The organism is Kitasatospora herbaricolor, assembly GCF_030813695.1.
Lineage (GTDB): Bacteria > Actinomycetota > Actinomycetes > Streptomycetales > Streptomycetaceae > Kitasatospora > Kitasatospora herbaricolor.
Genome location: NZ_JAUSVA010000002.1, coordinates 1146041 through 1170431 on the forward strand (window position 1 = coordinate 1146041; position 24391 = coordinate 1170431).

General features: G+C 74.6%; 23 protein-coding genes. 10 read left to right on the plus strand and 13 right to left on the minus strand.

Features of this window, described 5'->3' with window-relative positions:
- Positions 1-383: 383 nt before the first annotated feature.
- Entirely contained in the window at positions 384-2159 is a 1776-nt protein-coding gene (locus J2S46_RS05425; protein ID WP_191292838.1) for a S8 family peptidase, read from the plus strand.
- Positions 2160-2229: 70 nt separating this feature from the next.
- On the opposite strand, the gene J2S46_RS05430 is transcribed toward J2S46_RS05425, so the two are convergent.
- Complete coding sequence (locus J2S46_RS05430) at positions 2230-2778, minus strand: DUF6939 family protein (RefSeq protein WP_191292824.1); 549 nt, start codon at positions 2776-2778, stop codon at positions 2230-2232.
- 341 nt (positions 2779-3119) lie between these two features.
- Between J2S46_RS05430 and J2S46_RS05435 the strand changes: the two genes are divergently transcribed.
- Complete coding sequence (locus J2S46_RS05435; RefSeq protein WP_229913155.1) at positions 3120-3605, plus strand: cysteine/serine endopeptidase inhibitor; 486 nt, start codon at positions 3120-3122, stop codon at positions 3603-3605.
- A 48-nt stretch (positions 3606-3653) separates the two neighbouring features.
- On the opposite strand, the gene J2S46_RS05440 is transcribed toward J2S46_RS05435, so the two are convergent.
- The 4 genes from J2S46_RS05440 to J2S46_RS05455 form a co-directional block, all read right to left on the minus strand.
- Positions 3654-3956, minus strand: coding sequence for an acyl carrier protein (locus J2S46_RS05440; protein ID WP_229913156.1), 303 nt, complete (start codon positions 3954-3956; stop codon positions 3654-3656).
- Between the two features lie 133 nt (positions 3957-4089).
- Positions 4090-5613, minus strand: a complete 1524-nt coding sequence (locus J2S46_RS05445; RefSeq protein ID WP_191292826.1) for a class I adenylate-forming enzyme family protein — start codon at positions 5611-5613, stop codon at positions 4090-4092.
- Positions 5614-5749: 136 nt separating this feature from the next.
- Entirely contained in the window at positions 5750-7150 is a 1401-nt protein-coding gene (locus J2S46_RS05450; RefSeq protein ID WP_191292827.1) for a condensation domain-containing protein, read from the minus strand.
- 140 nt (positions 7151-7290) lie between these two features.
- A complete protein-coding gene (locus J2S46_RS05455; RefSeq protein WP_229913157.1) occupies positions 7291-9216 on the minus strand; it encodes a N,N-dimethylformamidase beta subunit family domain-containing protein in 1926 nt (641 codons plus the stop codon).
- A 250-nt stretch (positions 9217-9466) separates the two neighbouring features.
- Between J2S46_RS05455 and J2S46_RS05460 the strand changes: the two genes are divergently transcribed.
- Positions 9467-10234 (plus strand): AAA family ATPase, encoded by a 768-nt coding sequence (locus J2S46_RS05460; protein WP_229913158.1) that lies wholly within the window; start codon positions 9467-9469, stop codon positions 10232-10234.
- Positions 10235-10651: 417 nt separating this feature from the next.
- Complete coding sequence (locus tag J2S46_RS05465) at positions 10652-11101, plus strand: MarR family winged helix-turn-helix transcriptional regulator (RefSeq protein ID WP_191292828.1); 450 nt, start codon at positions 10652-10654, stop codon at positions 11099-11101.
- A 57-nt stretch (positions 11102-11158) separates the two neighbouring features.
- Here the strand turns inward: J2S46_RS05465 and J2S46_RS05470 are convergent, their stop codons facing one another.
- Both J2S46_RS05470 and J2S46_RS05475 read right to left on the minus strand, forming a co-directional pair.
- Positions 11159-11656 carry a Zn-ribbon domain-containing OB-fold protein gene (locus J2S46_RS05470; RefSeq protein WP_191292829.1) on the minus strand — a complete coding sequence of 166 codons (498 nt, stop codon included), beginning with the start codon at positions 11654-11656 and terminating at the stop codon, positions 11159-11161.
- A 585-nt stretch (positions 11657-12241) separates the two neighbouring features.
- The gene (locus J2S46_RS05475; RefSeq protein ID WP_191292830.1) at positions 12242-12964 is read right to left on the minus strand and encodes a TetR family transcriptional regulator; all 723 of its coding nucleotides are present in this window, start codon (positions 12962-12964) and stop codon (positions 12242-12244) included.
- Between the two features lie 97 nt (positions 12965-13061).
- Here J2S46_RS05475 and J2S46_RS05480 point away from each other — a divergent pair, with 97 nt between their 5' ends.
- Together J2S46_RS05480 and J2S46_RS05485 are read left to right on the plus strand one after the other, a co-directional pair.
- Positions 13062-14228 carry an acyl-CoA dehydrogenase family protein gene (locus J2S46_RS05480; protein ID WP_307348894.1) on the plus strand — a complete coding sequence of 389 codons (1167 nt, stop codon included), beginning with the start codon at positions 13062-13064 and terminating at the stop codon, positions 14226-14228.
- 219 nt (positions 14229-14447) lie between these two features.
- Entirely contained in the window at positions 14448-14801 is a 354-nt protein-coding gene (locus tag J2S46_RS05485) for a GlsB/YeaQ/YmgE family stress response membrane protein (protein ID WP_370882166.1), read from the plus strand.
- A gap of 275 nt (positions 14802-15076) precedes the next feature.
- Here J2S46_RS05485 and J2S46_RS05490 read toward each other — a convergent pair whose 3' ends face one another.
- From J2S46_RS05490 to J2S46_RS05510, 5 genes are all read right to left on the minus strand, one after another.
- A complete protein-coding gene (locus tag J2S46_RS05490) occupies positions 15077-16924 on the minus strand; it encodes a putative PEP-binding protein (protein ID WP_191292675.1) in 1848 nt (615 codons plus the stop codon).
- Positions 16921-17547: a dihydroxyacetone kinase subunit DhaL gene (gene dhaL / locus J2S46_RS05495; protein ID WP_191292676.1), complete on the minus strand. Its 627-nt coding sequence runs from the start codon at positions 17545-17547 to the stop codon at positions 16921-16923. The genes J2S46_RS05490 and dhaL overlap by 4 nt, the downstream gene beginning before the upstream one ends.
- A 234-nt stretch (positions 17548-17781) precedes the next feature.
- The gene (gene dhaK, locus J2S46_RS05500; protein WP_191292677.1) at positions 17782-18780 is read right to left on the minus strand and encodes a dihydroxyacetone kinase subunit DhaK; all 999 of its coding nucleotides are present in this window, start codon (positions 18778-18780) and stop codon (positions 17782-17784) included.
- Complete coding sequence (locus J2S46_RS05505; RefSeq protein ID WP_191292678.1) at positions 18777-19139, minus strand: MIP/aquaporin family protein; 363 nt, start codon at positions 19137-19139, stop codon at positions 18777-18779. Before J2S46_RS05505 ends, dhaK begins: the two co-directional genes overlap by 4 nt.
- Positions 19140-19458: 319 nt before the next feature.
- A complete protein-coding gene (locus J2S46_RS05510; protein WP_191292679.1) occupies positions 19459-20238 on the minus strand; it encodes an IclR family transcriptional regulator in 780 nt (259 codons plus the stop codon).
- 57 nt (positions 20239-20295) lie between these two features.
- Between J2S46_RS05510 and dhaM the strand changes: the two genes are divergently transcribed.
- Positions 20296-20688, plus strand: coding sequence for a dihydroxyacetone kinase phosphoryl donor subunit DhaM (gene dhaM, locus J2S46_RS05515; RefSeq protein WP_191292680.1), 393 nt, complete (start codon positions 20296-20298; stop codon positions 20686-20688).
- Positions 20672-21028, plus strand: coding sequence for an HPr family phosphocarrier protein (locus J2S46_RS05520; protein WP_191292681.1), 357 nt, complete (start codon positions 20672-20674; stop codon positions 21026-21028). Before dhaM ends, J2S46_RS05520 begins: the two co-directional genes overlap by 17 nt.
- 39 nt (positions 21029-21067) lie before the next feature.
- Here J2S46_RS05520 and J2S46_RS05525 read toward each other — a convergent pair whose 3' ends face one another.
- Positions 21068-21583 (minus strand): DUF309 domain-containing protein, encoded by a 516-nt coding sequence (locus J2S46_RS05525; protein ID WP_191292682.1) that lies wholly within the window; start codon positions 21581-21583, stop codon positions 21068-21070.
- A gap of 146 nt (positions 21584-21729) precedes the next feature.
- Here J2S46_RS05525 and J2S46_RS05530 point away from each other — a divergent pair, with 146 nt between their 5' ends.
- Together J2S46_RS05530 and J2S46_RS05535 are read left to right on the plus strand one after the other, a co-directional pair.
- Positions 21730-21984 carry a LapA family protein gene (locus J2S46_RS05530; protein ID WP_191292683.1) on the plus strand — a complete coding sequence of 85 codons (255 nt, stop codon included), beginning with the start codon at positions 21730-21732 and terminating at the stop codon, positions 21982-21984.
- Between the two features lie 37 nt (positions 21985-22021).
- A complete protein-coding gene (locus J2S46_RS05535) occupies positions 22022-24361 on the plus strand; it encodes an ABC transporter ATP-binding protein/permease (protein WP_191292684.1) in 2340 nt (779 codons plus the stop codon).
- Positions 24362-24391: the final 30 nt, after the last annotated feature.

The window sequence follows — 24391 nt, forward strand, 5'->3', positions numbered from 1 at the left end:
CAGGGGCGGCGGAGCCGGGGTCGGGCGTGGACGCGGCGACGGTCCGGCCGGCGCGAGGGCGGGCCGTCCTGCGCGGCCCGGGTCCTGTCGGCATCGGCCGGGCGGGGGTCCTGCCCCTCCGTGAGGACCCGACCGGATCCGGGCCGGTCGGCCCGCAACCCACCGGTGGGATCGGCGCCGATCCCCGCTCCGCCCAGTCCCGTCGGTCGCGTCCGAAGCAAATCCCGGTAGGGCGACGGGACTTCCCTTCCGGGGTGATCATCTGACATCTTGCGTCCATCACATCATGTACATGGCTCATTCGGTGCCACCGCACCAGAGCCACATGGCTTCCGGAGGACGCATTGATTCCCCACATAGCCGGCCGACTGCGGCGCTCCGCCGTGGCCGTCGCCGCCCTCGGCGCGGCGGTCGCCCTGGTCGCCCCCACCGGGACCGCCCATGCCGCCCCCCTCTCGGACTCCCCGACCCCGGCGGCCCGGGCGGCCGCCCCGGCCCTGCCGGCCGGGTCGCCGGCCGCGGCCTGGGTCGCCGGCACCCGCGCCTACCTGGTCGTCACCGCACCGGGCGCCACCTCCTCCGCGCAGGCGGCGGTGACGGCCAACGGCGGTACGGTCTTCGCGAGTTACGACGCGATCGGGGTGATCGTGGCGCACTCGGCGGCCGCCGGCTTCCCCACCGCGATGCGCGCCGTCAGCGGGGTCCAGCAGGTGGGCGCCACCCGGACCTCCGACGTACCGGCCGACGCCTACAACCCCGCGCTGCCGGCCACCCCGGCGCAGGCCACCACCACACTGACCGAGACCGCCCGCTGGGACATGACCCAGATCAAGGCCGACCAGGCCTGGGCCGTGACCACCGGCTCGCCCAGCGTCAAGGTCGGCGTCCTCGACACCGGCGTCGACGACCTGCACCAGGACCTCGCGCCGAACTTCGACGCCGCCGACTCGGTCTCCTGCGCCTACGGCAAGGCCGACACCCGCACCGGCGCCTGGCGCGACGTGGACACCCACGGCACCCATGTGGCCGGCACCATCGCCGCCGCCAAGAACGGCAAGGGCGTCGTCGGCGTCGCCCCCGGTGTGAAGATCGCCTCCGTCCGGATCGCCGAGCCGACCAGCACGCTGTTCTTCGCGGAGAACACCGTCTGCGGCTTCGTCTGGGCCGGCGACCACGGCTTCAAGGTCACCAACAACAGCTACTACACGGACCCGTGGCAGTTCAACTGCCCCGACAACATCGACCAGGCGGCCATCATCGAGGGCGTCCGGCGCGCCCAGGCGTACGCCGAGGGCAAGGGCTCGCTGCAGGTCGCGGCCGCCGGGAACTCCGACTACGACCTGGCGCACAAGACCACCGACACCGCCAGCCCCAACGACTCCACCGCCACCACCCGGACCATCACCAACGCCTGCCTCGACATCCCCACCGAGCTTCCCGGCGTGGTGACGGTCGCGGCCATGGGCAGCGGCAACGTCAAGGCCTCCTACTCCAACTTCGGCACCGGCGTCATCGACGTGGCCGCCCCCGGCGGGGACGGCTCCTCGGGCGTCTACTCCACGCTTCCCGGCGGCAAGTACGGCAGCAAGAACGGCACCTCGATGGCCTCCCCGCACGTGACGGGCGTCGCCGCGCTGCTGGCCAGTGCGGACCCCGCCGCCACCCCGGCCGACCTGCGGGCCAGGCTCGCCTCGCAGGCCACCGACACGGCCTGCCCCTCGGACAGCCGCTGCACCGGCACCGCCGCCGTCAACTCCTTCTTCGGCGAGGGCCAGGTCGACGCGCTCAAGGCGGTCGGCGCCACCCCGCCGCCCGGCAAGTACTTCGAGAACCTCACCGACGTGACCGTGCCCGACAACGCGACGGTGGAGAGCCCGATCAGCGTCACCGGCGTGAGCGGCAACGCCCCGGCCACCCTCAAGGTCGGCGTGGACATCAAGCACACTTACCGCGGTGACCTGGTCGTCTCGCTGGTCGCTCCGAGCGGCACGGTCTACCTCCTGGAGGACTTCACCGACAGCGACAGCGCCGACAACGTCATCAAGACCTACACCGTGAACGCCTCCGGCGAGGCCGCCAACGGCACCTGGAAGCTGCGCGTGCGCGACATCGCCAGCCAGGACACGGGCAGGATCGACGCCTGGAACCTCACCTTCTAGCACTCCGGCGGGACGGCCCCGGGCCGAGCACGCCGCCGGGGCCGTCCCGCCTGTCCCGCCGTGCCGTCGGTCAGTCCTCGGACGGCCAGCGGCCCTCGATGTGCAGGCGCACGAGCGCGGCGTGCGACAGCGGGGTGGCGAGGTCGGTGACCTCGCCGTTGGTGGTGTGGTCGAGCAGCACCACCTCCGGCTTGGCCCGGATCCGCTCCACCAGGTCCGCCACCCGGTTCTCCAGGACCCACCGGTAGGACGGCAGATAGATCCGCCGCCGGGCCTCCTCGTACCCGAGCAGCCGCGCGCCCGTCAGGCCGGCCCGGTGCCCCCGGACGGGCCCGTACCGGCGGACCGTCCGCTTCAGGCCCTTCATCGAGGTGATCGCCAGCTTCGACTCGTCCGTATCGCTCCCCTCGAACACCTTGAGCGCCTGCCAGATCCCCTCCACGGACTGCCCGGTCACCCCGTCGGACCAGGGCACCGGGATTCCGCCGTGCGGATGGAACGGGCTCAGCCGCACCCACGGCCCAGCTGCCCGGGAGGTCACGTCGATGACCTCCGCCCCGGGAAAGGCGGCCGCGAGCGAGGCCGGCCCACGGTGGCGGCCGGCCACATGAATCGTCATCGGGTACCCCTCGGGTCGACAGTTGCGGCCCCAGCATCGCGGACACCACTGACAACGGGCGGCACCGGAGGCAGGGGCGCCGACGGCGCGGCCGGTTCCCGGACGGGGCGGCGGGCTCCTCGGTGCGCGTATCGTCCTCGCTCCGGCCGGCTCGGTGAAGCATCCCGCCTTGTGTTCATGACAACATGCCAAAGGTCTGGACCTCGTCTCCGCTTCCGCATACGTTCGCTCCGGGAGCGGGCGGCACCTCCCGTCAACTCGGCTTCCCGGCAACGCCTTCGAGCCGCGATGCCGACGCCGCCCCGCACCCCGTCATGCCGACGACACGAACCGGAGGAAACGTGCGAATCACCCGGAACCTCAGGATCACGGTGGGCGCCCCGCTCGCCGCCGCCGCACTGATCGCCCTGGGCGCGGGCACGGCCGGCGCCGCGATACCGGTCGGCAAGCCGATGACCGGCAAGGCGACGTACTACAACGACAGCGGATACGGCGCCTGCGGCACGCAGATCAACGCCGCCACCCAGCTGCTGGTGGCCGTCCCGCACGCCTGGTGGACCACCGCCAACCCCAACAACGACCCGCTCTGCCAGGGGATCTCCGTCAAGGTGAGCTATGGCGGCAGGACCGTCACGGTGCCCGTCCGGGACAAGTGTCCGTCCTGCGACTCCACCCACATCGACCTCAGCCAGCCCGCCTTCGCCCGGTTCGCCCCACTCGGCCAGGGCGTGATCAACGGGATCACCTGGCAGTTCGTCAAGACCGGCTCGGCCGGGCAGAGCGTACCGATCTCGGCGCCCGTGTCCGGGGCCACCGTCGGACACTGACGGACGCGGGCCCGCCCCCGGGGTCTCCCCCGGCGCACCGGGCACGGCTCAGCCGGCGGCCACCGGCAGGGTGACGCCGTGCTCGGTGACCAGGTTCTCGGCCAGCGCGTCGAGCCCGGCCGGGAAGCCGATCGGGCCGGTCAGGTCGAAGAACACCCCGTAGGTGCTCTCCACCGCGTCCAGCAGGCGCAGTTGGGCCAGCGAGCCGACGCCCAGCAGGACGAACGGCGTGCCTCCGGCGGCCAGCAGCTCGGCGGCGGACAGCTCGCCGTCGCAGGCCTCGGAGGCCAGGGCGGCGAGCGCCGTGCGGAGTTCGGCCGGGGCGGTCACGGCGGTGCGGTTGTCGGTCATGGTTGCTCCTTGACGGCCTCGTCGACGGCCTCGGCGACGCCGGCCACGGTCGGGAAGTATCAGCGGGACAGGTGGGGCCCGGGCAGCCGGCGCCGGGCCCCCGGGGGCCGGGCCGCTCGCCGCGCGGGCCCGGTCAGGCGGGTGCGGCCAGCAGGTCGCGCAGGGCGCGCTTGAGCGGCTTACCGCCCTCGTTGCGCGGCAGTTCACCGAGCGTGGCGATCCGGGTCGGGATCTCGTGCGCGGCCAGCCGTCCGGCCAGGAAGGCCCGCAACTCGGCCGCGTCGAAGGGTTGGCCGGCGGCGGGGACGACGACCGCGGCCACGCTCATCCCCAGCACCGGGTGCGGCAGGCCGACCACGGCCACCTCCGCGACGGCGGGGTGCTCCAGTGCGGCGGCCTCCACCTGGAGCGTGGAGACCTTGTGGGCACCGGACTTGATGACGTCCGACTCGCGGTCGACGAGGTGCAGATAGCCGTCCTGGTCCAGGAAGCCGATGTCGCCCATCCGTACCCAGCCGGTGCGGAAGACCTCGGCGCCGGCCTCGGCGTCCCGGTAGTAGTGCCGCTGGGACCCGGGCGAGCGCAGGTGGACGTCGCCGCTCTCGCCGGGCGGCAGCGGGCGCCCGTCCGGGCCCGCCACCATCACGGCACCCTGGGCCGGGCGGCCGAGGGCGGTCGGGCGGGCCGGGTCGTAGATCATCGCGGTCTGGGCCGGTGCCGCCTCGGTGGAGGTGTAGTAGTTGACCACGGTGGCCCGGGGGAAGGCCTCGGTGAGCCCGGTGGCGACCTTGGGCGGCAGCGCGGCGGCGGTGGAACCGAGCAGGCGGACGGAGGAGAGGTCGAAGCGGGTGTGCACCTTGGCGTGCAGCAGCTCGGCCGCCATCGCGGGAACCACGAAGACACTTCCGACGGACCGCTGCTCGATCAGCCGGGCGAACCGGCCGGGGGTGAAGTGGGTGGCGACCAGGGCGGCCGCGTGCGCGTCGAGGGCGTTGAGCAGCATGGTCTGCCCGGCGTTGGTACCGACCGCGAAGGAGTGCAGGAACTGCTCGGAGTGGGCCAGCGGCCGGTGCCGGGCGGTGGGCCGGGTGCCATGGGTGAGGTTGCCGTGGGTGGCGGCGACACCCTTGGGCCGTCCGGTGGTTCCTGAGGTGTAGAGCACCTGGGCCAGGTCGGCGGCGGTCACCTCGGGCAGGTCCGCCGGCTCGGCGGGGGCCTCGGTCTCCAGCTCTTCGAGGTGACCGGTCCACCAGGGCCCCTCGGGCCGGGCGGACTCCGGGACCGCGAGCAGGCCGGCCGCTCCGCAGTGGCCGAGCAGCCGGCGGACGGCCTCGGCCGGCTGCCGGTCGGAGACGGGTACGGCGACCGCTCCCGCCTTGGTCACCGCGCAGTAGGCGAGCGCGAACTCGGGCCAGCTGCCCAGCCCGAAGAGCAGGCCGACCCGGTCCCCGGGGCGGATCCCGCGCCCGGCCAGGGCGTGCGCCACGGCCGTCGAGCGCCGGTGCCAGGCGGCGAAGGTCAACGACCGGCCGTCGTCGGTGGCGATCGCCACCCGGTCGGGCTGGGCCTGCGATCTGGCCTCCAGCAGCCCGTGCACCGTCCCGGCGGACGTCCGTGCCAAGGCGTTCCCGGGATCGCCGGATCTGGTTCTGTGCATGGAACTTGCCACTCTCCCCGTTGTTCTTCCCGGCCGGCCCCGGCGCCTCGACAAGGCGCACTGGTCCAGACCTGCAGAGAGATTGGCATAGACCATCTGGGCGGTCAAGGATCAGCGGGCCGGAACTCCCTTCCGATCAGAGCGGATTCGCCCGCCCGGGGGCTCCGGGCACCGCCAGCGGCACGTCACCGTCGTACGCCGCCACCACCAGCCGCTCCGTCTCCCGCAGGAACCACGCCATGTCGGACAGCGGGAGGTAGCCGGTGTCCGCGGTCAACCGGATCGACAACGCGCCCGGGGCGTCGGCGAAGTGCAGGCAGAAGCGGCAGCTCAACCGCTCCAGCGGCGACAGCTCCAGCAGCCGCGTCCGCTCCAGCAGATCCGCCGGACGGACACCGGCGGGGACCTCCTCCGCGCCCGCCCCCTGCCCGGCCCCGCGCAGGTCGTTGACGCAGCAGTACGGGTGCACCGGCTCGCCCCGCCGGGTGCTCTCGGCAGCCACCACCCGGTCCCGGTCCCGCTCGTCGTAGGAGCCGAAGCGGTACCCCGCCATCGCCGCCCGCCCGGTGACCCGGACGGCCTCCTCGAAGCCCGTCACGCCCTCCAGCGGGAGCACCACCAGCGCCTCCAGGGACATGGTGGAGACGAGCTCCCTCGTCCTGGGGGCGACCCGGTTGCCGGCGATCGCCAGCAGCGCGCAGGTGTCGTGCCCGGTCCGGTCGCGCAGCACCGCACCGGCGGCGGCCAGCAGGACGGTCGAGCTGCTGACGGCCAGCCGCGCGGCCACCGCGGGGACGGCCGCCGCGAGCGCGGGCGAGATCAACTCCAGCCGCTGGTAGCGCGGTTCGGCCGGCGCGTGATGGCCCTCGGTGAACATCGAGACCGGGATCCGGCGGTACGAGCGCTCCCAGTGGGCGGCCGCCGCCTCGGCGAACCGCCGCCCCTCGGCGGACTCCTGGTACCGCGCCAGCTCGGACGGGCGGGGCGCCGGCGGCAGGCCCGCCGTCCGCCCGACCAGCGCGGCCCGGAGGTCCCGCAGCAGGTACCCGGTGCCCTCGTAGTCGGCCGCCAGATGGCAGAATCCCATGACCAGTTCGGCCGGTACCCCGCCCTTCGTCAGCACCGCGATCCGGACCGGCCACTCCTGCTCGTAGTCGAAGCCCCGGGCCGCGTAGCGCTCGGCCACCCGGGTGCCCGCCTCCCGGTCGCCGGCGGCCACCTCCAGCACCTCGACCTCCAGCACCCCGGCCGCGGCGGCCGACTGGAGCGGGTCCCCGTCCGTGCCGACCAGTCTGGTCCGCAGCGACTCGTGCCGCTCCAGGACGAACCGGATCGCCGCCAGCACCTGCGGCAGGTCGTACCGGCGCGGCAGCATCAGCGTCCGGCAGAAGTTGAAGTACCAGTCCCCCGGCCTGGTCCGGCCGATCGCGGACCAGATGGCCCGCTGGCCCCAGGTCAGCGGCGCGGTGCCGGACGACTGCCCGCCGAACTCCACCCTCTCCAGGCGGACCTGCTCCCCGACCGCGAGTTCCGTCATGCCCCTGCGCTCCTCATGTGTGCGAGTTCCGTCCCACCGGTGCCACGCGGCCGCGGGCCGGCCCGTGACCCGTGCCCGATCCGTGCGGCCCACGCCCGGTCCGGGTGGCACCCTCCCCGGGCGCCACCGTCACCGGCCCCTCAGGCCCTGGTCCCGTCGAGGGCGGCGCCGGCCACCACGGCCGGGCGGGCCGCACCGGCCGCCGGGGCCGGGCCCGCTCCTCCCGCCGGGAGAACGCCACGGGTGCGCAGCACGCCGTCGGCGTCGAGGCCGACCAGGCGGCCCGCCTGCCCTGCCAGCAGCACGCTGCCGCCGGCCGGACCGAGTTCCTGCCACCCGTCCGCCGTCCCCGGTCGCCGGTGCAGCAGGACGTCGTCGGCGGTCACCGCGTAGAGCCGGCCGTTGACGGCGGTCAGGGCGACCAGCCCGGTCGGCGGGGACAGACAGGTCCACTCCCGGGCCTCGGCATCCGCCGGCAGCCCCTGCGGGGCGGACCAGAGCGCGCCCCGGTCGTCCAGGGCGTAGAGCAGGCCGTCGCAGACGGCGAGCGCCCTCGTCCCGGCCGGGCAGTGGCCGGCCGGCGTCCATCCGGCGGCCTCCGGGCGGGCCGGCCGCAGCAGCAGCCGGCCGGTGTCGTCCGCCGCGTACAGGGACAGCGGTCCGCCGGTGACGGCCTCGCGGGGGGCGGCCAGCGCGACGATGCCCGGAGCCGGTCCGAGCGGGCGCAGCGGCAGGTTCTGCGGGCCGGCCGGGCGGACGCCGAGGGTGCCGTCGGCCTGCGCGGCGTAGAGCCGGGCCCCCGCGCCGGCCAGCGCCGTGGCCCCGGGGGCGGTGCCGATCGCGGTCCACCGGTCCGGCCGGGCCGGGGCGGCGAGCCGGGTCAGCACGTTGCGGGTGATCCGGTCGACCACCGGATCGTCCAGTGCGGCGCCCCAGTTGACCGTACCGGCGTTGAAGACCGTGCCGGCGCCGGAGTCGAAGACGCCCATCACGGCCCAGCCGCCCTGCCCGTAGGCGTCCCAGTGCCGCAGGTCGGCGGTGGCCAGCACGGTGAAGGAGGCGGGGGTGCCGTCGCGGCCGGTGGCGGCGGGGACGCCGTCGGTGAACTCCAGCTCGGCGGCGTCGGTCTCGTAGCCGAGGCCGCCGCGGGCGAAGGTGTCCCCGTCGGCGAGCCCGGTGCCCTCGAAGACCCAGTGCCCGGTGAAGGCCGCGGTGTAGGCCTCGCGGTACATCTGCGGCATGCCCGGGCCCCAACAGCCCGCGCCCTCGCGGAAGCTGAGGCCGGTGAGGCTGTTCTCCGGGCGGTTCACCGGGTGGCTGGACCATTCGACGGTGGCCCGCTCCGGCGCCACGGCCGCCATCGGGTCGGCGACGGCGTCGCGGTAGCAGACCATGGTGCGGCCGCCGTCCTCCAGCCGCATCTGCCACCAGGCGGTGTTGGCACCGAAGACGGCCAGGTTGCCGCCGGCGGCGACGAAGGCCTCGACCCGGTCGCGCATCTCCCAGGTCCAGTACTCGTCGTGCCCGTTGACCACCAGCAGCTGGTAGGGCGCCAGGGCCTGCGGATCGAGGTGCAGGTCGAGGTTGGAGCAGTACTCGACCTCGGGGCCGTGCGCGCGCAGCCAGGTCATCAAGCCGGCCTCCCAGCGTTCGGGGGGCGGGCCGCCGCCGGGCCGGTCGAAGCCGACCCGGGCCGCCCGGGCCGGGTCCTCGGTCCAGTAGAGCCCCTCGCCCGGGACGCCGGCGCGGTTGTAGGCCTGCCAGGTGGCGAAGGGGACGGACAGCAGGATCCGGGAGCGCACGCCCGGCTCGGCCGGGCGGACCACGAACCAGACCTCGCTCAGCTCGCCGTCGCCGGGGGTGAAGACCGCCCGGTAGAGGGAGCTGCGCCAGTGCGGCGGGACGGTCAGGTCCCAGGGCCCGGCGCCCACCTCGGCCCGGTGCACCAGACGCCCGTCCACGGCGTCCTCGACGTCCACCCGGCCGGTGCCGTGTCCGGTGACCGTGAACCGCAGGGTGCCGCCCTGCCTGCAGGAGGTCGCCGCCGCATGCGCCACCAGGGCCACGTCACGCCATCCTTCCCCGTGCTGCGAGCTGTGCTGACGCGACGTCAGACTGTGTCGTGCCGGCTCCGGATCGCCCGCAGAGGTCCGGACCTGGAGGGAGATTGGCATAGACCAGTGGTCGCGTCAAGGCACCTTCCGGCCTGCGGGACGCCCACCGCCGGGTCCCTTGGGGCCCTGTGCAAGGCTGTGAGCAGTGGATTCGGGGCAGGGAGCGGCAGTGCGCGGTACGAGACGGGCAGGTGTGGCGGGAGTGCGGACCGCGCCGCACGACGAGGTCGACGAACCCGGCGGGGCGGCCGCCTCGCCGTACCCGCGCGGGCTGCTGGACCTGCGGGGTCACCCGGGCGCGACGCCCGTCCTGCGGTACCCGCCGGACGCCGTGGTGGTGATCTCGGGCCTGCCCGGCAGCGGCAAGAGCACCCTGTTGCGGCGCTGGTCGGCCTACGCGCCGGTGATCGACCCGCGGGACGTCCACCTCGCCTGCGAGGCCGTGATGCCGGCCCGGCTCCCCTACCCGGTCTACCGCCCCTGGGCCCGGCTGGTGCACTTCCGCCTGCTGCGCACGGCGCTGCGCCGCGGCGGCCCGCTCCTGGTGCACGACTGCGGCAGCCGACCGTGGCTGCGGCGCTGGCTGGCCGCCGGCGCGGCCCGGCGCGGCCGCGAGCTGCACCTGGTGCTGCTGGACCTGAGCCCCGCGGACGCCCTGGCGGGACAGCGCGAGCGCGGCCGGTGGGCCTCCCACCGGGTGTTCGCCCGCCACTGCCGGGGCCTGGAGCGGCTGCTGCGGGACCTGCCGCCGCCGGGCGGCCCCACCGCCGGCGCGGGCGAGCCCACGTCGGGCCGGGCCGGCGACGGGAGCACGCCGCCCAGGACCCCGGTGCCGGCCGCCCTGGCGGAGACCGCCTCGGTGCTGCTGCTCGACCGGTCCTCCCGGGAGCACGCCACGGCGGCCTTCGGTCCGGCGGAGACCGGTGAGGCGCGGGAGGTGGCGGAAGGCCAGGGGCCGTCCCAGGGCTGACCGGTGCGCAGGGCGGTCCGCCTCCGGCGCCGGTGCGTCCCTGAGCACACGAACGGCCGGCATCCCGTCCCCACGGTCTGCCGGCCGTCTCGCGCGGCCGGAGCACGCCGGCGCCGGAGGCGGCGACGGCCCGTTCGCGCGAAGCCGCCCGGCCGGGTCCCTCGAAGAGATCCACTCCCGGGCGGGCGACCGCCCCCGCGCGGCCCGTCCGGGCCGCCCGCTCCGGGAGAGGCCGCCCGTCCGCCGTCGACGCGGAACGCTCTATCGCTAGAGTCATTTTGCATGGTACGCCCCACCGGTCCCGGGAGACACCCTCCGCACCGGGCCGTCCGCAGCGGGTCGTCCGCACCGGCCCTGTCGCCTCCCGCACCGGCGGGCCGAGCCGGATCGTCCCAGTTCAGACGTAAAATCCGAAGCATGAACACCCGTGACGTGCCGGCCGAACTCACCCGGCTGGTGTGGACACTCCACCGCGTCCTGAACCAGGCGGGCCGGCCGGCCGCCGGCGAACAGGTCCGCCCGCCGGCCCAGGTGGAGCTGCTCCAGCTGGTCCTGGACGAGCCCGGCATCAGCGTCCGCGACGCGGCCGAGGCCCTGCACATGCAGCCGCACAACGTCAGCACGCTGGTGACCCTCCTGGTGCGGGACGGGCTCCTCGACCGGACGCCGCACCCCGAGGACCGCCGGACGGCGCAGTTGCGGCCGACCCGCACGATGCTCGACGCCGGCCTGCAGATCGACTCCAACCTGCACCTGGGGGTGGCCACCGCGCTGGCCGCCCTGCCGGCCGACGCCCTGGACCGGATCTCCGCCGCCCTGCCGGACCTCTGGCAGCTCGCCGAGCAGCTCACCCCGCCCCGCCCCTGAGCCCCGGCCGCGGTCGGCACCCGGCGCCCGGGGCCTACGCCTCGGTGGAGTGCGGCATCACAGGTCCCAGTAGCTGGACCTGACGGAGTGCCGGTCCGGCGCCGGGGCCGGGTTGCGCAGGTGCCCGTAGACCTGGTCCGGGGAGACCTGGAAGGTGAGGACCCGTCCGGCGCCCGTCACGGCGGCCAGCTCGACCCGGGTGCCCGCGATCACCGCGCCGGGCAGCGCGCCCACCACCGCCGCGCGGATGGTGAATCCCTCGTCCAGCGCGATCACGTACGGGGTCAGGCGGTGCTGTCCGCGCTGGGCGGCCGGCAGCAGCCGCTGCACCGTACCGGCGCCGGAGCCGCGCTCCCGGATCAGGTCGGCCGATCCGCAGACCGGGCAGAGCAGGCAGGTCGGCGCCGTGGCGGCGCGGCACCAGCGGCACCGCAGGTGGATCAACTCGACGACCGGGGAAGCAGGTTCGGCGAGCGGCAGGTCGGCGAGCGCGGCGCCCGCACCGGCGGGGCCGGCCGCGGGGAAGGCGGTGGGGGTGGCGACGGCGAGTTCCATGGTGACTCCTTGAGGGGTGAGGAGAACAGGAAGACGGGCCCGGGCCGGCGGTCCGGCGCCCGGCCCGGGCGGCCCGCCCCGGGCTCCCTTCCGGACGCCATGTCGTCGAGGGCCGGCATCTCGCCGGACCTGTCCGGGTACTACGGTTCGTGCTGTCCGGACGGCTCGCCGGTGCTCCGGCGGGGTCGGACGGATCGGTCCACGGCGCACCCACGGCGGTCCCGGCCGTCGCACCGGCCGATCACCCCCGCCTCCCGCACGCCGCAACCGGCGACCCCGACCAGGTCCGGTGGCCCCGGAGCCATGCCGTACCTCCCTGGTGCCGACGGACGGCGCGGCGGTTCGGCACCGCCTTGCCGGGCCGCCCGGCCGCCGCTCGCGCCGAGCCAGCGGCCGAGGGGCCCGCTTCTCCGGACGATATGGCACTCGGTGTCGACCTGTAAAGGCACTCAGTGCCCCTTTCGAGGGAACGCAGTGCCGTCCACCCCCGCGACAGCGCCCGCCGGCGCCGGAAAAGGGCGGGCCGGAGCGGGGCGGCGGGCACGAGGGGCGGCAGCCGGACCGGCCGGAGCAGGCGGCGGAACCTCAGGCGTCGAGGGCGGCCTCGACCCCGCGCACGACCCGCCACATCGGCGTCCCCCGCTTCGCCACCACCACCACGACCTCGTCGTCCTGCGACTCCGGCGCGGACGGCGCCTGCGGGCCGCTCCAGGTCTCGGCCACGAAGCTCAGCGCCTGGCCGACCGCCTCCGTCACATCGCCCTCGCCGCCGGAGCGCAGCCAGGTGCGCAGGGTGTGGTTGTGCGCCGCCACGACCGCCGCGGCGATCACGTCGGCCCGCAGCGCGCCGTCGGCCCGGGCCGCGTACCGGGCCCTCAGGTGGGCGGCCAGCGCCCGCTCGTACCGCCAGACCACCGACAGTTCGTGGGCGCGGAGGTTCGGGACCTTCTTGGTGAGGAGGTAGCGCTGCACCGAGAAGGCGGGGTTCACCGCGTACGCCCGCAGCACCAGCCGGGCGGCGTCGCAGACCTGTTCGACCGGATCGCCGGCGTCGTCCGCCCCCTGGAGGAAGGCGGTCATCTCGGCGAGGCAGCCGTCGTGGTCCGGGAAGACCACGTCCTCCTTGGAGGGGAAGTGCCGGAAGAAGGACCGGCGCCCGACCCCGGCCTCGGCGACGATGTCGTCGATGGTGGTCTGCTCGAAACCCCGCTCCATGAACAGCCGGAACGCCGCCGTCACCAGCGCGTCCCGCATGGTCGGCTTCTCGACGGCCGCAGCCGCCTGGTCCTGCTTGCGCACCTCGCTCATGCAGGGACGGTAGCACCGAGTACCCTCGGGAGCTGGGCCGGGCGACACTCAGTGTGCATAATTTGGGGTACTGAGTGCCATTGCGAGGGAGCTTTCCATGAACCAGGACTTCGATCTCTTCCGGACCACCGAGGAGCACGACATGCTCCGGGAGGCGGTGCGCTCGCTGGCCGAGGCGAAGATCGCTCCGTTCGCGGCCGAGGTGGACGAGCAGGGCCGGTTCCCGCACGAGGCGCTGGAGGCGCTGCAGGGCAGTGACCTGCACGCGGTGCACGTGCCGGAGGAGTTCGGCGGTGCGGGGGCGGACGCGCTGGCGACGGTGATCGTGATCGAGGAGGTCGCGCGGGTCTGCGCGTCGTCCTCGCTGATCCCGGCGGTCAACAAGCTCGGTTCGCTGCCGGTGCAGCTGTCCGGTTCGCCGGAGCTGAAGGCGAAGTACCTGGGTGCGCTGGCGCGCGGGGAGGGCATGTTCTCGTACTGCCTGTCGGAGCCGGACGCGGGCTCGGACGCGGCGGGGATGAAGACCCGTGCGGTGCGCGACGGTGACTTCTGGGTGCTCAACGGTGTGAAGCGGTGGATCACCAACGCCGGCGTCTCGGAGTTCTACACGGTGATGGCGGTCACCGACCCGGAGAAGCGCTCCAAGGGCATCTCGGCGTTCGTGGTGGAGAAGGGCGACGTGGGCGTGACCTTCGGCGCCCCGGAGAAGAAGCTCGGCATCAAGGGCTCACCGACCCGGGAGGTGTACCTCGACAACGTGCGGATCCCCGCCGACCGGATGATCGGCGAGGAGGGCACCGGCTTCGCCACCGCGATGAAGACCCTCGACCACACCCGGGTCACCATCGCCGCGCAGGCGATCGGCATCGCCCAGGGCGCCCTCGACTACGCCGCCGGCTACGTCAAGGAGCGCAAGCAGTTCGGCAAGCCGATCGGTGACTTCCAGGGCGTGCAGTTCATGCTCGCCGACATGGCGATGAAGCTGGAGGCCGCCCGCCAGCTCACCTACGCCGCCGCCGCCCGCTCCCAGCGCGTCTCGCACGGCGGCGCCCACGAGGACCTCACCTTCTTCGGCGCCGCCACCAAGTGCTTCGCCTCCGACGCCGCGATGGAGATCACCACCGACGCCGTCCAGCTCCTCGGCGGCTACGGCTACACCCGCGACTACCCGCTGGAGCGGATGATGCGCGACGCCAAGATCACCCAGATCTACGAGGGCACCAACCAGATCCAGCGCATCGTCATGGCCCGCAACCTCCCGTAACCCCCGGGACCTCCCGTAACCCCCGCAACCGCCGGGACCCAGCACGAGTCGCAACCGCACCACCGCACCGCAACGCCCGAGGGCGCCCCACCAGGAGGCGCCCTCGGGCGTGTTCGGAGACCGTCCGGGCACCCCTCCGGGAAGGCCGGCCAGGAAGCCCGCGGGCCGGTCCAGGCGCGGTGGCGGCCCGCCCGGCTCCCGGGCCGGACCGGGCCGGACATGCCGAACGGGCCCATCCGCGCGATGCTGGTGATCACGCCGCCCACCGGCGGTGCCCTGGCTGGCCAAGGACCGGAGGACATCGTGTTCCAACTGCTCTGGATTCTCCTGATCGGGTTCGTCCTCGGCGTGCTGGCCAAGCTGTTGCTGCGCGGCCCGCAGTCCATCCCCTGGTGGCTGACCATGCTTCTCGGTGCCGCCGGTGCCTGGCTCGGCAACGCCGTGGCGGGCTGGATCGGCGTCGCGCACACCTCCGGCATCGACTGGACCCGTCATGCCTTGCAGCTCGGCTTCGCCGTCCTGCTGGTGGCGCTGGTCGCCCCGGCCTGGGGCAACCGCAGAGCCGGCCGCTGACCCGGAGCCGGGAGCCCGACGAACCCCGGACGGGCGGCCCGCACGAGCCATGAGCGGTTCGTCTCGGACGGTGCCGGCCTCCGACAGCCGGCCGAGCAAATCCTCGATCCACGATCCGTACTTCGTCTCGCTGCCGAATGCCCGCTCGTAGTGCTCCGAGAGCAGGTCACACCCTCGCCGGACCACCTCTTTGGGATCTTCAACGTCCACGCGGCGCACGCTGACGGACACCGTGCGCAGGATCTGCCGGCCGGGCTCGACCGCCACACCACCCGTCACCCGGACGAATCCTCGTTCCACCTCACCGCATGATCAACCCGACGAACTCCCGACGTCGACCACGGGGGCAGCACCGGGGAGCAGTACCGTTCGACGATCCCCCAGACCTCCTCGACGTCCCGGGCGACGAGAGCCTCGCGGGCGGCCCGGGCGCAGGCCTCGGCGTCGAGCCGGCGGATCCTGGCCCGGATCTCGTCGAGGACGGCCGGGGCGGCGGACAGCACGTCGCAGCCGAGACCGATCAGCAGCGGAATCACCAGAGGGTGCGCGGCCGCGTCCCCGCAGACGGACACCTGCCGGCGGTGCCGGTGGGCGGCCTCGACCACCTGCCCGATCGCCGCCAGCACCGCCGGGTGGGCGGTGTGGGCGGGCCCGGCGGCGGGGTCGCGGCGGTCGAGCCCGAGGATCCGGCTGGTGAGGTCGTTGCTGCCGACGGAGAGGAAGGCCGCCTCCCGGGCCAGCTCCTCGGCCCGGGCGGCGGCCTCGGGCAGTTCGACCATGACGCCGAGCGGCGGCACCGGGACGCCGAGGGACGCGGCCGCCGCCCGCAGGAGTTCGCGGCAGGCCCGCAGCTCCCCGGGGGCGGCGACCATCGGGATCATGATCCGCAGGTCGGTGCCGGCGCCCGTGGTGAGGAGGGCGCGGAACTGGGCCGTGAAGGCCTCCGGCCGGGCCAGCATCAGCGGCAGGCCGCGCCCGATCCGGCCGTCCGGGCCGGCCCCGGCCAGGAAGGGCGGGACCTTGTCGTCGGCGAAGTCCAGGGTCCGCACGGTGACCGGACGGCCGGCGAGTTCCCGCAGCACCGGGGCCAGCGCCGCCGCGTGCTGCTCCTCGTCGGGCCAGCGGCGGGCCTCCAGGAAGGGCAGTTCGGTGCGCAGCAGGCCGACCCCGTCGGCGCCGGCCCGCAGGGCCGCCTCGCCGTCCGCCGCGGTGCCGACGTTGGCGCGCAGGATCACGCTGTGCCGGTCCAGGGTCTCGCAGGGCAGGTGACGTTCGGCGGCCAGCGCGGCCCGGCGGCTGCGGGCCTGGTCCATCGCGGCCAGGGCGCCGGCCCGCTCACCGGGGGCGGGGTGGACGGTCAGGCCGGCCCGGGCGGCGTCGACGAGCGCCTCGGCGCCGTCGGGCAGGTCGAGGACGGCAGGGTCCAGGCCGAGCAGCAGCGGGATGCCGAGCGAGCGGGCGACGATCGCCGCGTGCGAGTTGGGGCCGCCGGTCACGGAGCCGGCGGCGACCACCTCGCTGCCGGGTTCGAGCAGGTCGGCGGCGCCGACCTCGTGGGCGATCAGGACGAGCGGGCCGGCGGGGCGGGCGAGCCCGACACCGCCCAGCCAGGCCAACGCCCGGCGGCCGACCTGGCGGAGGTCGGCGGCCCGCTCGGCGAGCGTGGGGTCCGCCAGTGCGCCGATGACCCGGGCGTACTCCTCGACGGCGGCCCGGACGGCCTCGGCGGCGGAGGCGCCCTCGGCCGCCCGGCGGGTGGCGGCGGTGCGCAGGTCGGTGTCCTGGGCGAGGTAGCCGACGACCTCCATGATGTCGGCCTGCTCGATCCGGCCGCCGGCCCGCAGCGAGGCGGAGAGCCGGTCCTGGTGCTCGGCGACGGCGTCGAAGGCGGCTTCGATCTCGCGGACCGTCCCCTCGCGGACCGTCTCCTCGCGGGCCGCCTCCGCACGCGCCACACCCTCCGCGGCGGCCGTCCGGCTCCCGCCCGCGGCGGCCCCGCCGTCCACCGCCCCGCTCCCGGCCACCCGCGGCCGTGGCAGGGCCGGCGGACGGTCCGTGCGGTGCAGCGTGCCGAGCGCGACGCCGGCCGAGGCGGCCCGCCCGCCGAACGAGCGCCGGTTCATCGCGCGGCCGCCGCCGTCGCCAGGGCGCCGAAGACCAGCGCGGTGGAGGTGGCGCCCGGGTCCTGGTGGCCGATGCTGCGCGGGCCGAGGTAGGAGGCCCGGCCCTTGCGCGCCTGCAGCGGGACGGTGGCCCGGGCGCCGTCCTCGGCCGCGCGGGCGGCCCGCGCCGCGGCGGCGCCGAGGTCGCCGCCGGCGCGCAGCTCCTCCTCGAAGGCGTCCAGGGCGGGCAGGAAGGCGTCGACCATGGTCTTGTCGCCGGGGGCGGCCGCACCGAGTTCACGCACCGCGTCCAGCCCGGCCCGCAGGGCGGCGAGCAGTTCGGCCGCGTCCGGGTCGGTGCCGGGCAGGGCCTTGCCGGCGGCCCGGAACGCGGTGCCGTACAGCGGACCGGAGGCGCCGCCGACGCTGGAGATCAGCGTGCTGCCGACCTTGACCAGCAGTTGGCCCACCGAGTCGGGCCGGTAGGAGACCTGGGTGGCGAGGACGGCGTTGAAGCCGCGGTGCATGTTCGCGCCGTGGTCGGCGTCGCCGATGGCGGAGTCCAGCTGGGTGAGCCGGTCCTGGTGCTCGTCCATGGCGACGGCGATGGCCTGCACCCAGTGCCTCGCGAGGGCGATGTCCATCGGGGTTCTCCTTCATGCTGGTCGGACTCGGGCTGGGCGGCGCGGGGGGCGGTACGGGGGCCGGTCTGTACCGGTCCGGCCGGTACGCGGGCCGGGCTCGGAACTCCCCTGGCACGTACGGGCGTCGGGGCGCGCCGGGGCTGGTGGGTGCGCCCGGGTGGGGGTGGGTGCGCCCGTGTGGGGGGTGGGTGCGCCCGGCCGGGAGTGGGGGTCACCGTCCGGACGCACCCGGTCTCAGCCGCCCCAGCGCAGGGCGGGGGTGTCCACGGGCGCGTCCCACAGCGCGAGCAGCTGCTCGTCCGCCCGGCAGACGGTGATCGAGGCGCCGGCCATGTCCAGGCTGGTCACGTAGTTCCCGACCAGGCTGCGGGCGATGGTGACGCCCTGGGCGGCGAGCTGGTTGCTGACTTCGTTGAACAGGACGTACAGCTCGATCAGCGGGGTGCCGCCCAGTCCGTTGACCATCACCAGGGCCTGGTCGGTACCGGCGAGCACGGGCTCGGCGAGGATGGCCGCCAGGGCCTCGGCGACGATCCCGCGGGCCGTGCCGAGCTTCTCCCGGCGGCGGCCGGGTTCGCCGTGGATGCCGACGCCGACCTCCATCTCGTCCTCGGGCAGCTCGAAACCGGGTTTGCCGGCCCCCGGGGTGGTGCAGGCGGTCAGCGCGACGGCGAAGGAGCGGGACAGCTCGTTGACCCGCCGACCGGCGGCGGCCACCTCGTCGAGTCCGGCGCCCTGCTCGGCCAGCGCGCCGGCGATCTTCTCGACGAAGACCGTGGCGCCGGTGCCGCGGCGGCCGGCCGTCCAGGTGGAGTCCGTCACCGCCACGTCGTCGTCGACCAGCACCGTCCGCACCTGGATGCCTTGGTCGGCGACGAGTTCGGCCGCCATCCGGAAGTTCAGCACGTCGCCGGTGTAGTTCTTGACGATCAGGACCACCCCCGCGCCCTGGTCGACGGCGGTCGCGGCCGCCAGCATCTGGTCGGGCACCGGGGAGGTGAAGATCTCGCCCGGGCAGGCCGCGTCGAGCATCCCGGTGCCGACGAAGCCGCCGTGCAGGGGTTCGTGACCGGACCCGCCGCCGGAGACCAGTGCCACCTTGCCGGCCCGGACGGCGCCGGCCCGCCGGACGACCCGCGCCGCCACGTCGACGTCGAGCCGCGGGTGGGCGGCGGCCAGGCCCGCGAGCGCGTCGTCGAGCACCGACTCCGGGGTGTTGAGGAACTTCTTCACGAGCGCACTCCTTCGACGTCGGCGGCGGCCCTGGCCGCGGCCGGCACCCCGGCGGCGGGTCGGTGGCCGGCGGCCGGCAGGTAGCCCGGGACCTCCCGCACCGGCGTCCGGCCGGTGGCCGCGAGCGCCAGGGTCACCGCGGGGTCGGTCCGGCCGCCCGCGACGGGCCCGATCGCGTATCCCAGCGCCACCAGCGCCGGCGCGGACGCCGGCGCCGTCATGCCCGGTCGGGCCGTGGCGAACGGTGCGTCAGCCCCGAGGAGCGGCGTCGCGGGCACCGCGCCGACGCCGACCCGGGCCGGGGTCACCGGGCCCAGCAGCTCGGCGGACAGCTTCCGGGAAAGGGAGTTCTCTGTCATGGGGTACGCCTGCGACCCGCTCGGGACACAGGGCGGTCACCTCCTCCGCGTGCGCGGATCAAGAAGGGGGTCGGGCCCTGGCCGGGGTGGAGAAACACTCAGGAAACCCGTTCGTCATACCTGAAACGTGTTCGGAACTTAAGCCCGCGTTTCGCGGAGTGTCAAGAGCCCTGTCCACACTCTGTCGGCCACCGCTGCACGCACGGTGGCCGGCCTCCGGCGGGCGGCCTCCCCCGGCGCCGGGCATGCCGACGAGGCCGCCGCCCGGCAGGGGCCGCGACCTCGGACGATCCCCGGCCGGGCGAGCGGCCGGCCCGGCTCAGGCCCCGGCCTGCCAGGGGGTGCCGCGGCCGGCACCGAGTTCCCGCGACAGGTTCCTGGCCACCTCCCGGACGGCCACCGCGTGCTTCTGGCGCACCGCGTCGTCCGCCAGCAGCCGTTCGACCGGGCCGACCACGCCGACCGCGCCGACCGCCTCGCCGGAGCGGTCGAAGACGGCCGAGGCGATGCCGGCGTCGCCGAGCGCCGCCTCCTGCTCCTCGGTCGCGTACCCGATCCCGCGCACCTCCTCCAACTGCGCGGCGAGCGCGGCCGGGTCGGTCAGGGTCCGGCCGGTCAGCCGCCCCAGCTCGCCGGCCAGCAGGGCGGCCCGTTGCGCCGAGGACTGGAAGGCGACGACCGCCTTGCCGAGGGCGCAGGTGTGCCACGGGATGCTGGCCCCGACCTCCAGGATCTGCACCGCCCCCTCGGGCCTGAAGGCGTGGTGCACCACCAGCACGTGGTCACCGGCGAGCACGGCCACCCAGACCGCCTCGCCCGTCCCGGTCGCCAGCGCGTCGGCCCAGGTCACCGAGCGGGTGCGGAGTTCCTGGGTGTCCAGGTAGGAGTTGCCGAGCTGGAGCAGGCCCGGGCCGAGCAGGTACTTGCCGGTCTCCCGGTCCTGGCGCACCAGGCCCTCGGCCTCCAGGGTGCGCAGCAGCGCGTGCACGGTGGGCTTGGCGATGCCGATCCGCTCGGCCAGTTCGGTCACGCCCAGCCGGGGGCCGGCGGTGGACAACTCCCGAAGGACACGGACCGCCCGGTGGACCGACTGAACCATGAGGGTTTACCTGCTTTCGGTATTGCAGAACAGTGTTCCAAAATCTAGCATCTGCCCATGAGTCAAACTGTCGGCATCGTACTCGTGTCCCACAGCCCCGGACTGGCCTGCGGACTGCGCGATCTCCTGGCGCAGATCGGCTCCGACAGCGTCCCCGTGATCGCCGCGGGCGGTACCGCGGACGGCGGCATCGGCACCAGCTACGACCTGGTCCTCGAAGCCCTCGACCGGGCGGACCACGGCGCCGGCGTGGTGCTCCTGCCGGACCTGGGCAGCTCGGTGCTGACGGCCCGTGCCGTCCTGGCGGACCATCCGCGCCCGGGCGTCGTCCTGGTCGACGCCCCCTTCGTCGAGGGCGCGGTCGCCGCCGCCGTCACCGCCTCGGTGGGAGCCGACCTGCACGCCGTCGCCGGCGCAGCCGAGGAGGCCCGCGATGTCCGGAAGTTCTGAAGCCGTCCCCGCCGCACCGCCCCCGCCGACCGGCGGCCCCGGAGCCCGGCCCCCCTCCCCCGCCCGGGTCCAGGCCGGCCCGCCGGCGACCGCGGAGGCGACCGTCCGGCTCCCCGTCGACCTGCACGCCCGCCCGGCCGGTGCGCTGGCCAGGGCGGCCGCCGGGTTCCGCAGCGGCATCCGGGTGGAGCACGCGGGCCGGTCCGTCAGCCCGACCGGCATCCTGGCGGTGATGGGCCTGGGCGCCACCCGGGGCACCGACGTCACCGTACGGGCCGAGGGCGAGGACGCGGCCGCCGCCGTGGCGGCCCTGGCACGCGTCCTCACCGAGGCCGAGTAGCGAACGCCACGCCCGGTGGCCCGGCCCGCGGGTACCGGCTCAGCGGCCGGCCGCCCCGCTCCGCAGCCTCGGGGTGTCGGGCGCCACCGAGTAGGCGGGACGGGTGGCCTGCTCACCGGCCCAACGGGCCAGCGCGGTCACGTCGATCCCGTACGGGGCGCTCCGGGCGAAGGGCGCCAGCGCCTCGGCCGCCCGGGCCATCAGCGCTCCGGAGCCGGCCGAGTTGCCGCGCGCCGCGTGGGTGAGGCCGACGGCGAACTGAGCCAGCCCGCGCCAGAGTTGACGCTCGGAGGCCGGAGCCGCCTTCCACATGTCCTCCAGCACCTCGTGCGCGTGGAACGGTCGCCCGGCGTCCAGCAGGCGCTGGGCCTCGGCGAGCGCCTCCTCGGGCGAGCGCGGCACCCCCTCCTCCTGCCTGGTCACACCGGCCGCGCCGTACGGCAGCGGCCGGCCGAGACCGTCCCGCGGCCGCGCGTTGCGGGCCCGGCCCTCCGCGTCACGATCCCGGTCGGTCCGCCGCCCCGGGTCCCCGCCCTCGCCCACCGATTCGCTCATGCCCCGATTGTCCAACGAAGTGCCCGCTACAGGGAGCAAAACGGCGAACACCGACAGCGAACAAGGGCCCCGTCCGTCACGGCGGTGGCCGGTGGAACAGATCGCCCGAACGGTGCGAGTGGGGCGATTCGCACGATACTGGGGCCATGGCTGAGAAAACCCTGCCGCCGCACGAGCCCTCGAAGGTCACGGTCAAGGGCCGGGCGGTACGGCTGCGCACGATCGGGATCGGCATCCTCGTCGTGCTCGCGATCTGGTTCATCGCCGCCAACACCGGCTCGGTCTCGATCCGGCTGTGGATCCCCACCGTCACCCTGCCGCTCTGGGTGGTGCTGACGGTGACCCTGCTGGTCGGGATGGTCATCGGCTTCTTCGTCGCCCGCCGCCGGGCGAGACGCTGACGGGGCGCCGGGCGGCGGGTGGGCCTAGACTCCGAGTATGGGAGAGCGCGCCGGCGCGCCCACCGCGCCGCCACTGGTCCTGGCCACCGACACCGACTCGCAGCTGATCGCCCCGAGCCGGGCGTACCACGTCGGACGGGACCCCACCAGCGAGATCGTCCTGGACGATCCACGGGTGTCCTGGCACCACGCGGTGCTGCGGGCGGACGACGGCCACTGGCTGCTGGAGGACGTCGGCAGCACCAACGGCACCTTCGCCGAGGGCCACCGGGTCCGGCAGTGGGGCGTGGAGCCGGGCAGCACCGTCCGGTTCGGCAATCCGACCGACGGGCCGTCGGCGAGCTTCAGCAGCCTGCCCGAGCCGACCGTCTACGAGCGCCCCTCGCTGGTGGCGCCCGAGGCGTCGGGAATCTTCCGGGAGCCGACCCGGGTCCGGCCGCTGCCCACCCGGACCATCCGGATCGGCCGCGCCGACGACAACGACCTGGTGCTGGACGACCTGGTGGTCTCCCGGCACCACGCCGAGCTGCGCGTGCTGGCGGACGGCCGCTACGAGATCGCCGACCTGGCCAGCCACAACGGGACCTTCCTCAACGGCGGCCTCGTGACGGCGGCCCCGGTCGGCCCGGCCGACATCATCGGCATCGGGCACTCGGCGTTCTGCCTGCAGGGCGGCGAGCTGGTCGAGTACGCCGACACCGGCTCGGTGTCCCTGAACGTCCAGGGGCTGACCGTCCGGGTCGGCAAGGAGCAGCGCGTCCTGCTGGACAACGTCAGCTTCCCGGTCGGCGAGAAGACCCTGGTGGCCGTCGCCGGGCCGAGCGGCGCGGGCAAGTCCACCCTGCTCAACGCCCTCACCGGCCTGCGGCCCGCCGACGACGGGAGCGTCCTCTACGACGGCCGCGACCTCTACCGGGACTACGCGGAACTGCGCCAGCGGATCGGGCTCGTCCCGCAGGACGACATCCTGCACACCCAGTTGTCGGTGCGCCGGGCCCTGCGGTACGCCGCCGAATTACGCTTCCCCGGCGACACCGCGAAGGCCGAGCGCGAGGCCCGGGTGACCGAGGTGATCCATGAACTCGGCCTGGACCAACGGGCCGACCAGGTGATCTCCAGCCTCTCCGGCGGGCAGCGCAAGCGGGTGAGCGTCGCCCTCGAACTGCTCACCAAGCCCTCGCTGCTCTTCCTCGACGAGCCGACCTCCGGTCTCGACCCCGGCATGGACCGCTCGGTGATGCAGATGCTGCGCGGGTTGGCGGACGACGGCCGGACGGTCGTCGTGGTCACCCACAGCGTGTTGAGCCTGGACGTCTGCGACCGCCTGCTGGTGCTCGCGCCGGGCGGGCGCACCGCCTACTACGGCCCGCCCGAGGAGGCGCTGGCCTTCTTCGGCTTCGACGAGTGGCCGCAGGCCTTCGAGGCCTTCGAGAGCGACGACGACCGGGCCTGGGCGAGCCGGTTCCGGGAGTCCTCCCGGTACGGCGAGTACATCGCCTCCGCCGTCGAGCGGCCGGCCCCGCCGGCCGCGGCAGCGCAGGCCTACGCGCCGCCACCCAAGCCGCAGAGCTGGGGATCCCAGCTCAGCACCCTGGTCCGCCGCTACTCCTCGGTGCTGGCCGCCGACCGGATGTTCCTCGTCATCATGGTCGCGCTGCCCTTCATCGTGGGCGCGATGTGCCGCGCGATGGCGGGGTCCAAGCTGACTTCCGAGAACGCGCTCAACTGCCTGCTCACGCTCTGCATCGGCGGCGTGCTCACCGGCTCCGCCAACGCCGTCCGTGAAGTGATCAAGGAGACGGCGATCTACCGCCGGGAACGGGTGGTGGGCCTGTCCCGGTCCGCCTACCTCGTTTCCAAGATCGTGGTCCTCGGGGTGATCACCGTGGTCCAGGCGGTCGTCCTCACCACGGTCGGGCTCCTCGGGGTCGACCTGAGCGTGGCGGTGAGCAGCGGACTGTACTTCGACCCCTTGATCGAGATCACGCTCGCCGTCGCGCTGCTCTCGTTCACCGCGATGATGCTCGGCCTGCTCATCTCCGCCCTGGTGAGCCGCGAGGAGGCCACCATGCCGATGCTGGTGCTGCTCTCGGTGATCCAGATCGTCTTCAGCGGTGCCATGCTCAAACTGCACGACGTGCCCGGCCTGGAACAGTTCGCCTGGCTGGTCCCGTCCCGCTGGGGCCTGGGCGCGATGGCCGCCACCATCGACCTGCACAAGATCCTGCCGACCAACCTCACCGCCGACCCGCTGTTCCGCCACACCTCCTCGGTCTGGCTGACCTGCATGGGGATGCTGGTGGTGCTGTCGCTGGCACTCGCCGTCGCGGTCTCCCTGCTGCTGCGCCGGCACGAGCCCGCCATCATGCGGAAGTGACGGCGCCGCGCCGGCCCCGTTCGGCGCAGG